The following is a 14,504-nucleotide window of genomic DNA, read 5'->3' as shown; positions in this document are numbered from 1 at the left end:
TTCGCAGCCCAACGCAGGGCAAGCCTGCTCGCCACAACAGCCCACTTGCGACAGACTTCTAACCGTTCTATGGCTATCGCAGGCAAGCCAGCTCCCACCTTGATCTATAGAGCCCGCTGCATATGCGTGGTCTGCCACACCGGGTCGGCTTCGACGTCGATCACCTCAAACCCCTGCCGCCGCCAAAAATCAATCGCACCCGGCAAAAACGGATGGGTGTGCAGGTAAACCACCTCCACCCCATCCGCCTGTGCCTTCATCTCCAATGCGCGATACAACTCCCCTGCCAAACCAAAACGGCGAAACGCCGGCAGCACAAACAGGCGCACCACCTCGACGACTTTGCGGCCCTGGTAATTCAACTGCGGGAAGCGCCCGTCATACGGCAGATAGCCGACGGCAGCCACGATTTGATCTTCAACACAGGCCAGCAGAAACTGGCCGTCACCCTTTAGGTAAACGGCCTCAAATCGCGCCAAGTCATCCGGCAGGCCCGTGGCGCTGAGTTTGGGGAAAAGCTCGGCGCGGGCCTGCAGAACAAAGGCCAGCACCTGCGGAAGGTCGGCGGCCGTCACCGTCCGAATGGTCGGGCTTTGTGCCATACAATCTCGATCGCTCAGTGTCACTTGGTATGCACGTAGCACAAAGCAGAGCCCTTCACGCCCGACGCATGGACGCTGACATGCCGCGTGGAAAAACCTGGCTTCTCGACGAACTGCTTCTCTTGCCAACTCGCGTAGATGCCGTACTGATAACCGATGGCGCCATTGGCATACCACGACACGGCCATCTTATACACGCCCTTCTCATCCGGGGCCTCCCACAGCGTCTTGTCGAGGACCGGCTTCGCCTGGTTGAACGTGCGCAGGTGGAACGTGCGCGGCCCGCCGTTGGGCTCGGTCGAACTGGACAGAAACAGCGTGTCGTCTTCGGCATCGTCTTCGGCAGCCGCCAGAATCACTGCCGGCACCCACTTCTCGCCCCGGTACTCTTTTTCGATGAACACCGTGCAGCTCAACGTGCCGTCACCTGGGGTCTTCATTTTGAATTGCCGCTCGTACTGCCCGTAGGGCACATCAAACGAGAAGTTGTATTCGGCGGCTTGAACACCTGCCACCAGCAAAAATGCCGATAGCCCTGCAACTGCATGGGAAATGGTCACGTGTGCGTCCTTGCGAGAATCTGGAAACCAGGGTGTCAGAGGTTACGCGGGGTGCAGGTGAATGGCTAACCACTACAAGCGAGTACCGACTGGATTCTCGCCGATATCCACCGCCGACTGTAAGCAAGAACGTCATCCGCCATCGCCACCGGAAAATGAATAAACCCATGGGCAGATTCCGGCAACAGGTGCGCCTCAACCTGCGCGGCCATGCCCCAGCGCTCGGCCATCTGCAGCGTGTCGTCCAGCAACGGGTCAAGTTCGCCCACAAACATCAACGCCGGCGGCAAGCCGGTCAGGTCGCCATACAACGGTGACAACGGCGGCTGCCGACGTTGCTCATCACTCAAGCCCGGCGTGAGCAGGCGCAGCGCGTCGACCATGCCCGGTCCGTCCAACAACAACGTCTCGGGCCCCGCCGTGCGCACGCTCGGTGTGCCGGTCAAGTCGTATACGCCGTAGTACAGCACCGCACCGCTCACCCGCTTGAGCAGTTCAGGCCATTGCTTAAGCGCCAGCAAGGTTGCCGCCGCCAAATGCCCACCGGCAGACTCACCCACGACGAACACCGGCAAGTCGGCAAACTCATCACTGCTGAGCAACCAGCGCGCGGCATTCAGGCAGTCCTCCATCACCCCCTCAACCGGCGTGTCCACCGCCAGCCGGTAATCCACCGACACCACCGCCACACCACACGCCTGCACCATGCCCAGGTTGAGGTCGTCATCCATCTGTGCATTGCCGATCACCCAACCGCCGCCGTGGATATCCAGCACCACGCCGTTGGTTTTCCCCTCGGGCCGCAGGATACGCACGGGCACACCGGCCACTCGGCGGGTTTCAGCCGCAGGCGCTTTCTTGACCTTTTGACTGACTCGCAGCAACGCCTGGATCAAACGCGGCGTGACGCGATTGCGGATTTTAAAACGCGGCAGCCAGGCCAGCTTTTTATTGAACTGGCGCATCTGGACTAATTCAGCCTCGCTCGCGGGCCAGCGTTTATGAGCCATCAGCGGTTATTACGCAAAATCGAGAAATTCAACGCCGCCGCTACGCTCAGCCACGCCAGGTAAGGGAACAGGATCAAGCCGGTGATCAAGTCCAACCGCAACGCCATCACCACCAACGCGGCCACCACCAGCCACAGCAGCAGAATCACCACCATCCCGGCCACGATGTTATGCGCGCCGAAAAACACCGGCGTCCACAGCGTGTTCAGCGCAATCTGCGCCGCCCACAGGCCCAGGGCCAATTGGCTGCCGGGAATCATCGTCAGGCGATAACCCGCCCAGGCGAGCAGCAGGTAGATGACCGTCCAGGCCACCGGAAACAGCCAATTGGGTGGAGTGAAGCCGGGCTTGACCAGGGTTTCGTACCACTGGCCGGGCTTGAAAATGATGCCGGTACTGGCGGCGGCGCCGCAGGCGATGAGGAAAATAAGGAAGATCATGGGCTGTCCTGGGCTGAAATCAGCGGTGATGGGTGGGAGGCCTTGTTCCCTGCCATTTCAATGACTCAAACACACGGGCATAAATTCCATCCAGCGCGGCAATTTGCACAAACCAGCGCCTCTTCTTCGCGTCATCAAAATCGACTAGGGTGCCTCTACGCCTTAATCCGTTTGCCGTCATTGGGATGCTGCGCCTTGAACCTCTCCACTGTTGACCACCGCGCCAGCCCCTGGACGGTATTCCTGATTTTCCTGCGCCTTGGGCTCACGTCATTCGGTGGTCCGGTGGCGCATCTGGGTTACTTTCGCAACGAGTTCGTCACCCGGCGGCGCTGGCTGAGTGAGCGCACTTATGCGGACCTTGTAGCACTGTGCCAATTCCTCCCCGGCCCGGCCAGCAGCCAGGTGGGCATTGCGCTGGGTCTGTCACGGGCGGGCTACGGCGGCGCGCTGGCGGCGTGGCTGGGGTTTACCCTGCCGTCGGCCGTGGTGCTGATCCTGTTTGCAATGGGTATTGCCCAACACAGCGCGGCCATCCCGTCCGGCGTGCTGCACGGCCTTAAAGTCGTGGCGGTCGCCGTCGTCGCGCAAGCCGTGTGGGGCATGGCGCGCAACCTGTGCACCGACGCAACGCGCATCACTGTGATGCTGATCGCCGCCTGCATAGCCCTGCTGCAAACCTCGGCCTGGGGCCAGGTGGGTGTTATAGCCGCAGCGGCACTGGCCGGCCCGCTCTGGCTAAAAGCCCCGTCGCCGACCACCCTCGACGCGCTGCCCATCACCCTCAGCCGTCGAACCGGGGCAATGTGGCTGGCGTTGTTCCTGGTATTACTGGCGGGCCTGCCGCTGCTGGCGCAGTTCACAACCCGCCAAGACGTGGCCGTGATCGACGCGTTCTACCGCACCGGTGCACTCGTGTTCGGTGGCGGCCACGTGGTGCTGCCGCTATTGCAAGCGGAGGTCGTGCCGACACTCTGGGTGAGCAACGACGTATTCCTGGCCGGCTACGCTGCGGCGCAAGCCATGCCCGGTCCCCTGTTCACCTTCGCCGCATTCCTTGGCGCGTCGATGCAACAGCCCCCCACCGGTTGGCCTGGCGGTTTGCTCTGCCTGCTGGCAATCTTTGCGCCCTCGTTTTTGCTGGTGATGGGCGCAATGCCCTTCTGGGAAAGCCTGCGCCGCAGCCCGCGCACCCAAGCGGCTCTCGCGGGCGTGAATGCTGCAGTGGTTGGCCTGTTGCTGGCAGCGCTGTACCAACCGGTGTGGACCAGCGCTATCTTCAGCGCCCGGGACTTCGGTCTGGCCCTGATTGCCCTGGTGGCGTTGATGGTGTGGAAATTACCCCCGTGGCTGGTGGTGCTGGGCAGCGCCGGGCTCGGATGGCTGCTCAGCCTCGGCCCGGCATAACCTCAGGCGCCACGATCGTGAGCCAAGGCCAGCGCGCCTGATAACTGCGGGCCTTGGCGGCGAACAACTCAGGCTCGCGGTGCAGCGGGTTAATCCGCAACACGCCCTGCTCCACATCCGCTAACCCATAGGGCGCATACACCTCGCCCGTGTCGATCTCCAGCCCGATGCAGGTGCCGGCCACCAGGTAACGGTCCACGCCCTGTTTAGCCGAGTGCAGCTGTGGATAAGGCCGACCAAAGCGCTCGCTGTACCAAAGGTGCACCCGCGCCTGGTTCTTGACCTCGACGTTAACGCCCAAATCCTCAAACAACCGCGCGGCGGCGCGGATCACTTTGTCCTCCGCTTCGTAGGACAAGTCCGTGTCGAAGTAAAAGACGTCGTAGTCCTTTACGTTATGAGCCGCAGGCAAGTTTGACTGATGGTTCCAGACGGCCTGGAACAGGCAGCCCGCCGTGAGCATGCACTGCTCTACGCCGAGGTCGGGCAGGCGTGCGGTGATTTCGGCGTTGATGGGGTTGGCCATGGCCAGCTCGAGCAGGGTGTTGACGGTCAATGTCATGTTTAATCCTTGTGTGTTCAGGGTGGCTCAAGTCACCGAACCTACACGACGGCGGGGAGGGTTTCGTGACAGCAATGTTTCTATACACTTTGCCCGCCCGCCACCAATCGTCAAGGATAAAACGATGCGAATCAGAGAAATGGCCCTCATCACCGCCGCCGCTTTGCTGCTCACCGCCTGCAGCGACAGCCCGTCGGACACCGACATTCAAGCCGCGCTGCAACCCAGGCTCGAAGGCGCGTCCTGCGTGAAGGCGGCGATGTTCAACCGCTTCCCGGTGACCTTGGGTGACGGCGTCATGAGCGGCACCTCCAGCGCCAACCAGCCGGCCTTCGACGCCCTGACCGACGCCGGCCTGCTGACCAAAAGCGCCAACACCTACAGCCTCACCGACAACGGCCGCGCCGCCTATGTGCAGCAAGAGTCCGGGTTCTGCTACGCCCAGGGCTATGAAATCGCCAAGATCCAGAACATCGCCGCCAACCCCAACCCGATGGGCGCCGCCGTGGATAAATCCTGGGTGGTGACCGTAGACATTCGCCAGAAAACCATCGCCGACTGGGCCAACACCCCGGCGATTGAAAAACTGGCCCGCAACCCGGAAAACCTCTCCGAAGTGCCCAAGACCTACACCGTGGTGGTGGGCCGCTTGAAGGGTGAGCAAACGCTGAAGCTGATCGACCCACGGTTTTCGATCATGCGTGGGGTTGGGGTGAACCAGGCGTTCTAAGTGGTGAGCAGTACTGTTGTGGAAAGCGGGTTCGTTGTGGCGAGCAGGCTTGCCCTGCGCTGGAGTGCGCAGCGCTCCCAACCCAGCCACCGCGGTCCAAAAGAGAAACCCGTTCGCCGCTTTTGGGGCCGCTTCGCAGCCCAACGCAGGGCAAGCCTGCTCGCCACAAGGGAGTTTCCTAACCACAGGGAATGGTGAACAAGCCCGCACCACCTTGCTCCATTGCCTACGCGTGCGTCAGAATCCGCCGGCTTGTGTGCTGAGGTGGCCGTCTCTAAGGTGGCTCGGTCGCTGAATGTTCAGTGATCGGGTTTAGTAGCCCACGGTTTAACCTAACAGGTGCACAAGCTTCATCCGTCAGACATTGCGTCTGTGCTTGATGGTGGCTGTGCGTAGGGCGTCCTCGGACGCGCCGGTTTTGTTAGGTTCCACCGGTCTACTAACCTGCGTACAGCTACCGCCTTTTCGTTTAGTAGCGATGGGGTTGTAGCCCAAGCAAGGAACTTAACAATGGCTAATGACACAACAGACTCAACCACCCTCTTCACCGTCGTCCCCCACGCCAGCACCGAAACCCTCATCACCAACAGCTACGAAACCTTCACCAGCGTAAGCACACTGCTGCTCGACCTGTCCGAAGACCTGTGCGGCAAACACCGCGACATCGCCCTGGCCATCCACCAACTAAGCGAACTGGGCGTGCTGCTCACGGCCAAATTGCTCGACCGTGAAGCACCTTGCCCTGGCTGATAAACAGCCCAAGGCAGCGCCGCTGATGGCGCTGCCTTCAATTAACCCCTGGGAACGAATCAACGTACTGAATAGTGAAGTCTGGAAAGGAGTCAACAATCTGGATCTTGTAGTCGGGGAAGCTCTCGACTGTTTTCCACTTGCCGGCCGAGTCGGGAAAACTGCTCACCTGTTTTACCTTAAGGTCAGGGAAACTGTTTACCACCTTGACCTTATAGTCCGGGAAGCTACTGACGAACTTGATGTTGCCGTAAATCTTCGACACATCAACAGTCGTATCAGCTTGAGCGCCGAAGGCACACGCCAGCAGCAGTGACGCGAGAGCAACCTTGAACATGACAGCCTCATCCTGAGCAATAAAAGGCGCCCAGTCTAACGCCCTGCGCGCACAACTTCCTGTAGTGCCGGGTTCTTAACCCTTCAACTCACCCGCGCGGTTACTCGCCGCATCGTCGTAAGCCACATACAAGGATTCGGCGATCTGGCTTTTGATGGCTTTGGAGGATTCCAGCCCCAAGACAAAACCTTCGGCTTTGCCGCCAGCGCGGTTGAGTTCTTCGTGGGTCGCGGCGCCAGTGATGGCGTCGAGAAGCTTAGCGGCGTGAGGGCCGACACCTTTGGGGAGGGAGATTTGGTCGATGGACATGGCGATACCTTGAGAAAAATGATCGGGAGCGCATGGACCACTGCCGGGGGGTGCCATGGTAGACCGGTTGGCGGGGAAAGGGGCTGATTTCGGCCAAAAGCGGTCAGTTTGGTAATAGCTAATTTAGCAACTAGCTAGTCCGCTGACTTGAAATCTGCTTAGGAGCGCGATTTTCACCCTAACTCTGATACTCAAATTTTCTCTTGGAGTGTTTACATAATATCTCGACCTAAAGCGTAAGCCTATGCGAGACAACGAACGGAAAGACAAAAAAAGCCTCATCAGCAGATGCCTGCATATCTATTGAGATATGCGCTGCTAATGTGTTGGGAGCGGGCGAAGTGGAGATTGCTGGGACTAAACACTCATAATTTTTTTATAGAGTGTCAGCAGTAGTCTCCACGTACCAGATCTAGCTCAAGCTAACTGACGTCTTCGCAATTTCGTATTCTTCAACCTGAGAAATTCTTTCAAATATCGACCCAAAATTAGAGAAGTCAAAATTTTTGGCGAATTCCAAATCCCCCTCAACCAAATCCGCAAACCTTGCCTTTGAATGCGCTCCGGCCAACTCAGAAACATTACTGTCGAAAATTTTCTTTATAGACTCGTCGGCGGCGTCGGGCCTCTCTCTGAGCTGAGGCACAGGCTTGCCTCTATTGGCAGAAGCAGATTGAAAGTAGAATATTTCATTGTCGAAATGCAGGCGCTTTCCATCATGAGTTTTTTTAAGTTCATCATCCGTATAAAAAAACTCAATAGAAATATTCGAATATGTCTCTCGACCAGAAGGTACGGGCAAACAAACACCGTAAACATTGTTACCATAATTCTTGAACGTTCTGCCATCTGCTTCAATGCCAGCAACGATTTTTTCTACGTCTCTATCAAATACCCCAATAACTGTGCAGCGTTGCTTGAGTTTCGATAGTTGCTCTAAGAGTCTTTCGAGCTTCGAATCCCCCCAATCTGCGGGAACCTCGAAGTAATTTAGTGAGTCTCCACACCCTAGGGACTTAGCCGCCGCCCTCAAATGTTGGACGTCAGTTTTACCCTCCGTTACTATTAAAGTCTTCTCGCTTACCTCGCTCGTCGCTTTCAGATTTAGGAATTGCTCTCGAAAATCTAAGCTATCACCAATCATCATATCGTAAACTTCGGTATAAAGATCGCTATTATACGGGTCTCTTGTAATTCCGAAGTTATCCAAGTCGATAATTTTGGTGCGATTTATCGCTTCATCCGCCAACCCCATCGCCATAAATGGCGAGTGCGAGCTAGTTATAAACTGCAAGTTTGGAAAAAGCGAAAACAACTTTGGCATAACTTCTTTTTGAAGTCGAATATGGAGATGCTTGTCTGCCTCGTCAATTAGCACTATACCGGAGACGCTCGATATTGGATTTTCACCGATAATAACATCCGCCTGCCGTATGATCTCCCCGGCCAAGCACAACGCTGAAGCCTCGCCTGCGGAAATGTGAAATATCGACGGATAAAGGCATGTGTCGGAATCAGAGTTTATTATTTGAATTCTCGTATTACCAAATCCACGGGGGCCAACACCGAAACGAAACTTAGCTGCAATTTTTCCTTGCAAGATTAATGTTATTACCTGATCAAGCAACAATTTTATGTTTACTACTCCGGATTGTTGGTACTGCATATCCAGCACAATATCCATCAACCAGTTTGAAAAAGTTTTTAAGCCAGAAACCACCTCCAATGGATTGGGGAGTGTCCCCTTAAAAATATTGTCCTTTCGGAAGGATAAATTCACCTCGTAGGGTTGGTTGATATAGCCAGGCGTTTCGTATCTGTATGAAGGGAAGTATGTGATAAGGTTCGATTCAAAGATCGATAGCGCCAGAGTTTTTTCGATCTTCCAGTGCTTGATTTGATTGTTCTCGCTAAGGCCATTAGATAACTCGCCGAAGCTTATTTTGTTCTCGATCATTATTTCTTGATATTCGGCTTCGCTTACAGCCCCAACAATATCTACATAGTCAACTGTTTTGCCACTCATATTTAAGCGCATATAAAATATGGAGGGGCGACTCTGATCTAGATTATTCAACCCCGATGTGACTCGATAGAATTTATTTTGCTTTCCTTCAAAAGAACCAGGAAACCAATTTTTTGCCAATTCGTGAAAAGCGTCTGCTATGTGAGAAAGTATAGTGGTTTTACCACGACCATTTGCTGCGGTCAGTACCGCAATTTCGTTTTCTGACAAATTAATATCTAGATAGTCAAACGGCGATCTGTTTTGAAATAATAGCTTTTCAATAAATACTTTCATCGGCCTACTCCTTTAGTAAGTTCATATTGTTTTTAGTTTTTCTTTACGGCCATCTGCTTGAACTCTCCAAGAAATTCCCTATGCCCCAACTCCGAAATGGCGCCTCGGAAACAAGTAGTAGGACAGTGCTCAGGCTCTCCTCGGATACCAATGGAAAACTACTAGATCGAGCGGCAATTGGCCATCCCCTGTATCAAAAGTCGCACACATCCATTGCAGAGTTCGAGCTGGTTCGCAGTGACTCTCGAAGGCTGGAAACGAACGTGAATGGCTGAACGGATAAAAGGTAGGAAGCTCGTGAGTGTCCGCTTCTGGCCGAAAGCAGCCCTCCCCAACAACCCGCTACCAAACAAACGCAGACACATACATCATTCCCCAACCCGCCCCACCAACACCCCAAACAACTCCCCCCGCGGCATCTCACTCACCGCAATCCCCGCATTCTCAAACCACTCCTTCCCCGCCTCCGGATGCGGCCCGCTCAGCACCACCACGCCCTTCTCATACCGATACCGCGCCGCCGCCACATCGCCATTGCGATAAGTCGCAATCACCGTATACGGCGCGTGCCCCTTAACCTTGGGAAAGTACGGGCCATCCTGATAGAACACACTGTCCGGCTTGCCATCCCACACCACTCGTACCGCCGCGTCTTCAATCCCGCGCACTTCAAACCCCGGTCGCCCGGCTTCGGAGTCGAGGTCCTGGGGTATCAACCCGAAGTTGCTGTTATCGGCAAGATAAGCGCCCATGCATAACCCCAGGTAGCGCCCGCCCTTGGCCACGTAGTCTCGAATGGCGCCCACGCGTGCATCACCGAAGCTGTCGAGCGCAGCCGGAATATCCTGCCCGCCGCCCGGCTGAACATAGAGGTCATAGCGTGCAAGGTTTTGCGGGGTGATGTCGATGGCTTCATCCGCGCCTACAAAGTCGATCTGGTAGTTGGGGCTGAGCCGCAGCAAGGCGTTTTTGACGTTCTCGGAACAGTCATCACAGCCCGCCGGGCCTCGGTAGATGGCGACGTGGGTGATGGGCGTTGCGGCCTGTGCCCAGGGTGATTGCAGGGTGGCGAGTACAAAAAATGCGGCAGCGATGGCGGGCAATTTCATGGTTGAGGGCTCGGCGAACAGGGGTTAGGACTGTTCGAAGCCTATATCGAACGCGACTTTCAATTCGTTAACAGTTGTAAATCGGCTACTGTCGCCTGAATCCACACCCGCCAAGAGGGCCTGTAATGGAGCTGAAGTTCAGCCACGTCGACGTACTGGTCGAGAACCTTGAAGAAACCTGCGCTTATTACGCCAAGATCCTCAAGGCCAAAATCTCCAACACCCAGGTGTGGGAACGCGGCGGGCTGCATGTGCGATATGCGGTGGCGTTGATGGGCCTGGAGCGTTTTATGCTGGTGCAGCCGGTGGCGGGCAACTTGCGCGAGCTGTTGGACGCGCACGGTGAGGGCATGATTTATCGGCATTGCTACACCACGCCGGATATTGAGGTGGCCTATGCCGAGTTGATGGCCGAGGGTGTGCAGCCGCAGGATGAAAACGGCCGGCCCTTGAGCCTGGCGGATCTACAATCGCCGTCCGGCACACGGATCATTTGGTTGCCTAAGCGCTTCGGGCATTTCTCTATCGAGATTCTGGAGGAGAAAGGCTTGGAGGCGTTTATGGTCGCCGCGTTTGCTTGATCGGCGTTGCATTGGCTGCCTACATGAGGATTACTGTAGGCCGCGCCCATCTGCGAGATAACCCGTCATGTTTGAATTCACTGCCCTCGTCACCTACATCGCCGTGGTGCTCGGCCTTTTCCTGATCCCCGGCCCTTCCGTGCTGTTGGTGCTCACGCGCACGATTCAAGGCGGTCGCAAGGTCGGTGTTGCGACCGGGCTGGGTGTGGCGTGCGGCGACTTGATTCATACACTGTGCGCAGCACTGGGGCTGTCGGCGATTTTGATGACTTCGGCGGCGGCGTTTAATGCGGTGAAGTGGGCCGGCGCGGCGTATTTGATCTACCTGGGCGTGCGGGCGTTCATGGCCAAAACCGGCACGCATGCGCGATTGGAGCTACCGGCGGTGACGCCGCGCCAGGCGTTTTTCCAGGCGATTGGGGCTGAGGTGTTGAACCCGAAAACGGCGATCTTCTTCCTGGCGTTCCTGCCGCAATTTGTACACCCGGAATCGGGTTCGTCGTTGGTGCAGTTTGCCGTGCTGGGCTTGATTTTTTCGGGGCTCAGCGCGGTTTATACGAGTTTGCTGGCACTCTCGATTCGCCCGTTAAGTCGCGGGCTCAAGGGGCTATCCAAGCTGCGTCGGTGGGAAGGCAAGATCATCGGCACGCTGTTTATGGGGCTGGGGCTGAAAGTAGCGTTTCAGCAGCGATAGGCAGGCGCGATGAAATTCCATGGTTTTGCACTCGGGCATATAGAGGTTGAGGTCGAAGGACGCGCCTGTGACCTGCACAATTTCTATGTCGCCAGCGACATCCATTACGCGCTGTCTGAGCGCACGCTGTCGCTCAGGTTTACACGGCGGACCGAGGACTGGGTGCCGCCCGAAGAGCCTCGGGAGATCACCGTCACGTTCCATGGCGTGAGTTTTTTTTCGGCCGAAGGGCGCCATGACAGCCCGATTGAAGACGACACGGTGCTTCACGCCATCGGCATTGTGGCGGCCGATGCCGAGACAGAAACGTTCTACCTCTGCGATACCTTCCCCGCCGACCATCACGTGGTGGTGTGCTTCGCATCGGGTCTGACTTTGCGGCTGCACGCTGTTGAGGCGCGGTGTGACATTCAGGTCTAAGGAGTTTCACTTCGAACCGATGGGAACAACTGGCTAATCCGTGAATACGAGCCGGATGATGTGATGACTTTTATTGAATCTCAGGACCTTTGATGCCCCCAACCAAACGCGACACCGCCCGCCTCGAACGCCGCCTGGTCGCCACGTTGACCGAAGCCTGCGAAACCGCCAAGGCTGAAATCCCGGGCTTCGAGTGGCTGACTCACACGGTTGATTACGCTGCGTTCCCGCAAAGCCTGCGGGTGATTTGGGTGTTCGATACGCGGGCCAATAAGGAGCTGGCCCTGGCAAACGGCGCGGACCAACGTATGCGCGAACTGACGGCTGTTGCGCTGCACGACGCCGAAGTGGCCCCCGTGAAAATCGAGCGCTGCGTGCGCTTTGATTGCGAAGAAGCCTGCAACCTCCAGCATGGCGGTGATTGGCGGGCACGCCTGGCCTGACGCGGCGCTAATGTGGGAGCTGGCTTGCCTGCGATAGCTATGGATATCTACACAACGTTTGAAGGCAGCCAATTTCTCCTGTGGCGAGCAGGCTTGTCCTGCGTTGGGCTGCGAAGCGGCCCCAAATCCAGACGCTGAGTTCTTTCAGGAAAATTGCAGTGCCTTTACTGGGGCTGCTTCGCAGCCCAACGCAGGGCAAGCCTGCTCGCCACAACAGCCCACCTGCCTACGCTGCGTTCCTGCAAAGCCTGCGGGTGATTTGGGTGTTCGATACGCGGGCCAATAAGGAGCTGGCCCTTGCAAACGGCGCGAACTGACGGCTGCGGCGCTACAAGACGCCGAGGTGGCCTCGGCGACTAGCGGGCACGCCTGGCCTGACGCGGCGCTAATGTGGGAGCTGGCTTGCCTGCGATAGCTATGGGTATCTACACAACGTTTGAAGGCAGCCAATTTCTCCTGTGGCGAGCAGGCTTGTCCTGCGTTGGGCTGCGAAGCGGCCCCAAATCCAGACGCTGAGTTCTTTCAGGAAAATTGCAGTGCCTTTACTGGGGCTGCTTCGCAGCCCAACGCAGGGCAAGCCTGCTCGCCACAACAGCCCACCTGCCTACGCTGCGTTCCTGCAAAGCCTGCGGGTGATTTGGGTGTTCGATACGCGGGCCAATAAGGAGCTGGCCCTGGCAAACGGCGCGAACTGACGGCTGCGGCGCTACAAGACGCCGAGGTGGCCTCGGCGACTAGCGGGCACGCCTGGCCTGACGCGGCGCTAATGTGGGAGCTGGCTTGCCTGCGATAGCTATGGGTATCTACACAACGTTTGAAGGCAGCCAATTTCTCCTGTAGCAAGCCTGCTCGCCACAACAGCCCACCTGCCACAGACTTCGTGTTAACCGGCTATCGCAGTTCAAGCCAGCTCCCACAGGGGATTGCGGGGCGACGAAGATCAACTGTGGGTTTCCTGAACGGGGTACAGGCTACCTTCTTATCCCCCATTGTTTTTTCCCACGCCTTAGCCTCAACTACGCCCTCACCTCACACACGAGTACCAACCTTGGAACGCTATGAATCGCTGGTCATCGGCCTGGGCGCCATGGGTGCCGCCACGGTGTATCAACTGGCAAAAGCCGGTGTGAAAGTCGCCGGCATCGACCGCCACCACCCGCCCCACAGTTTTGGCTCCAGCCATGGCGATACGCGTATTACGCGGCTGTCGGTGGGCGAAGGCGCGCAGTACGTGCCCATTGTGCGGCGTTCGCACGCTATCTGGCGCGAGCTTGAGGCGTTGTCGGGGCAGGCGCTGTTTGAGCAGTCGGGGTTGCTGGTGCTCACCTCTCGAGATGACTTTGATCCCAGCGATGCAACCGATTTCACCCTGCGCACCATCGGCCTGGCGCAAACCTACGGCATTGAACATGAGCGGCTGGACGCTGCGCAGATTCGCCAGCGTTTCCCGCAATTTGCCCAAGTGGCGGACAGCGCCATCGGCTATTACGAGCCTGGCGGCGGCTTTGTGCGCCCTGAGCGCTGCATTGATGTGCAACTCACCTTGGCCGAGCAACACGGCGCCACGCTGTACAAGGGCGAGACGGTGACTCACATCAGTTCGGATGTTCACGGCGTGACGGTGACCACCGACCAGCGCACGCTACAGGCCGACAAGCTGGTGGTGAGTGCGGGCAACTGGGCCGGCGAATTACTCGGCGCGCCGTTTGACCGGTTGCTGAGTGTTTATCGGCAACAGCTGTTCTGGTTCGCGCTGGAGCCTGGGGCCGACCTGGTGGGCAAATCCCCCACCTATATCCTCACGCACGAACAAGGTCAGACCCACTATGGGTTCCCGGCGTTGCCCGGCGAAGGCAGCATGAAGCTGGCTACGGCGCAGTACCACACCACGGCCACGCCTGAAACGCTGGACCGCACGGTCTCGGCGGCGCAAGCCCAGGAGATGTACGAACAGCAGGTAAAGGGCCGTATAACCGGCGTGTCGGCCAAAGTGCTCAAGGCGGCGGTGTGTGCCTACACCGTGACGCCGGACCACGATTTCATTATCGACGAACACCCCACGTTGCAGCACACCCTGGTGGTGTCGCCGTGCTCGGGGCATGGCTTCAAGCATTCGGCGGCGCTGGGTGAGGCATTTGCGCAGTGGTGCATGCGAGGGTCGAGTGACCTGGACCTGTCGGCGTTTTCGTTAAAGCGTTTCGAGGGCAATAGCGTTTAAGAATGGGGGACACAGCCCCGTGGCGAGCGG

General features: G+C 57.4%; 17 protein-coding genes. 8 read left to right on the top strand and 9 right to left on the bottom strand.

Features of this window, described 5'->3' with window-relative positions; translation table 11 throughout:
* Positions 1-104 precede the first annotated feature (104 nt).
* The 4 genes from HBO23_RS09640 to HBO23_RS09625 all read right to left on the bottom strand — a co-directional run bounded on the left by HBO23_RS09640 (position 105) and on the right by HBO23_RS09625 (position 2,612).
* Positions 105-602, bottom strand: coding sequence for a GNAT family N-acetyltransferase (locus HBO23_RS09640; RefSeq protein WP_170037934.1), 498 nt, complete (start codon positions 600-602; stop codon positions 105-107).
* Positions 603-622: 20 nt separating this feature from the next.
* Positions 623-1,162: a hypothetical protein gene (locus tag HBO23_RS09635; RefSeq protein WP_169988606.1), complete on the bottom strand. Its 540-nt coding sequence runs from the start codon at positions 1,160-1,162 to the stop codon at positions 623-625.
* 65 nt (positions 1,163-1,227) lie between these two features.
* The gene (locus tag HBO23_RS09630; protein ID WP_170037932.1) at positions 1,228-2,172 is read right to left on the bottom strand and encodes an alpha/beta hydrolase; all 945 of its coding nucleotides are present in this window, start codon (positions 2,170-2,172) and stop codon (positions 1,228-1,230) included.
* Entirely contained in the window at positions 2,172-2,612 is a 441-nt protein-coding gene (locus HBO23_RS09625) for a TspO/MBR family protein (RefSeq protein WP_170037930.1), read from the bottom strand. Before HBO23_RS09625 ends, HBO23_RS09630 begins: the two co-directional genes overlap by 1 nt.
* A 195-nt stretch (positions 2,613-2,807) precedes the next feature.
* Here HBO23_RS09625 and chrA point away from each other — a divergent pair, with 195 nt between their 5' ends.
* Positions 2,808-4,019: a chromate efflux transporter gene (gene chrA, locus HBO23_RS09620; RefSeq protein ID WP_170037928.1), complete on the top strand. Its 1,212-nt coding sequence runs from the start codon at positions 2,808-2,810 to the stop codon at positions 4,017-4,019.
* On the opposite strand, the gene HBO23_RS09615 is transcribed toward chrA, so the two are convergent.
* Positions 4,000-4,581, bottom strand: a complete 582-nt coding sequence (locus tag HBO23_RS09615) for a nucleotidyltransferase family protein (RefSeq protein ID WP_169988612.1) — start codon at positions 4,579-4,581, stop codon at positions 4,000-4,002. The two genes, chrA and HBO23_RS09615, sit on opposite strands and share 20 nt — an antisense overlap.
* Positions 4,582-4,705: 124 nt before the next feature.
* On the opposite strand from HBO23_RS09615, the gene HBO23_RS09610 reads away from it, so the two are divergent.
* Together HBO23_RS09610 and HBO23_RS09605 are read left to right on the top strand one after the other, a co-directional pair.
* Positions 4,706-5,311, top strand: a complete 606-nt coding sequence (locus HBO23_RS09610) for a hypothetical protein (protein ID WP_170037926.1) — start codon at positions 4,706-4,708, stop codon at positions 5,309-5,311.
* A 510-nt stretch (positions 5,312-5,821) separates the two neighbouring features.
* On the top strand, positions 5,822-6,061 hold the full coding sequence (locus tag HBO23_RS09605; RefSeq protein ID WP_170037924.1) for a DUF6124 family protein: 240 nt from the start codon (positions 5,822-5,824) through the stop codon (positions 6,059-6,061).
* A 37-nt stretch (positions 6,062-6,098) separates the two neighbouring features.
* On the opposite strand, the gene HBO23_RS09600 is transcribed toward HBO23_RS09605, so the two are convergent.
* From HBO23_RS09600 to HBO23_RS09585, 4 genes are all read right to left on the bottom strand, one after another.
* Positions 6,099-6,398: a hypothetical protein gene (locus HBO23_RS09600; protein WP_017136894.1), complete on the bottom strand. Its 300-nt coding sequence runs from the start codon at positions 6,396-6,398 to the stop codon at positions 6,099-6,101.
* Positions 6,399-6,473: 75 nt separating this feature from the next.
* Complete coding sequence (locus tag HBO23_RS09595) at positions 6,474-6,707, bottom strand: hypothetical protein (RefSeq protein WP_170037922.1); 234 nt, start codon at positions 6,705-6,707, stop codon at positions 6,474-6,476.
* Between the two features lie 412 nt (positions 6,708-7,119).
* Positions 7,120-9,009, bottom strand: coding sequence for an AAA family ATPase (locus tag HBO23_RS09590; protein WP_170037920.1), 1,890 nt, complete (start codon positions 9,007-9,009; stop codon positions 7,120-7,122).
* Between the two features lie 368 nt (positions 9,010-9,377).
* Positions 9,378-10,118 (bottom strand): BPL-N domain-containing protein, encoded by a 741-nt coding sequence (locus HBO23_RS09585; RefSeq protein ID WP_169984705.1) that lies wholly within the window; start codon positions 10,116-10,118, stop codon positions 9,378-9,380.
* A 125-nt stretch (positions 10,119-10,243) separates the two neighbouring features.
* Between HBO23_RS09585 and HBO23_RS09580 the strand changes: the two genes are divergently transcribed.
* The 5 genes from HBO23_RS09580 (at position 10,244) to solA (ending at position 14,474) form a co-directional block, all read left to right on the top strand.
* Positions 10,244-10,699 carry a VOC family protein gene (locus HBO23_RS09580; RefSeq protein WP_099548977.1) on the top strand — a complete coding sequence of 152 codons (456 nt, stop codon included), beginning with the start codon at positions 10,244-10,246 and terminating at the stop codon, positions 10,697-10,699.
* Between the two features lie 67 nt (positions 10,700-10,766).
* Positions 10,767-11,393, top strand: a complete 627-nt coding sequence (locus HBO23_RS09575; protein ID WP_017136948.1) for a LysE family translocator — start codon at positions 10,767-10,769, stop codon at positions 11,391-11,393.
* Positions 11,394-11,402: 9 nt separating this feature from the next.
* On the top strand, positions 11,403-11,813 hold the full coding sequence (locus HBO23_RS09570) for a hypothetical protein (protein ID WP_170037918.1): 411 nt from the start codon (positions 11,403-11,405) through the stop codon (positions 11,811-11,813).
* A gap of 92 nt (positions 11,814-11,905) precedes the next feature.
* Positions 11,906-12,256, top strand: a complete 351-nt coding sequence (locus HBO23_RS09565) for a hypothetical protein (protein WP_170037916.1) — start codon at positions 11,906-11,908, stop codon at positions 12,254-12,256.
* Positions 12,257-13,304: 1,048 nt separating this feature from the next.
* Entirely contained in the window at positions 13,305-14,474 is a 1,170-nt protein-coding gene (gene solA / locus HBO23_RS09560) for an N-methyl-L-tryptophan oxidase (RefSeq protein ID WP_099548973.1), read from the top strand.
* The last annotated feature ends 30 nt before the right edge of the window (positions 14,475-14,504 follow it).

Source organism: Pseudomonas sp. WS 5532, from assembly GCF_012985445.1.
Taxonomy (GTDB): Bacteria; Pseudomonadota; Gammaproteobacteria; order Pseudomonadales; family Pseudomonadaceae; genus Aquipseudomonas; species Aquipseudomonas edaphica.
Note: the sequence above shows the minus strand (reverse complement) of the source record. Positions and strands in the feature narration are given on the sequence as shown.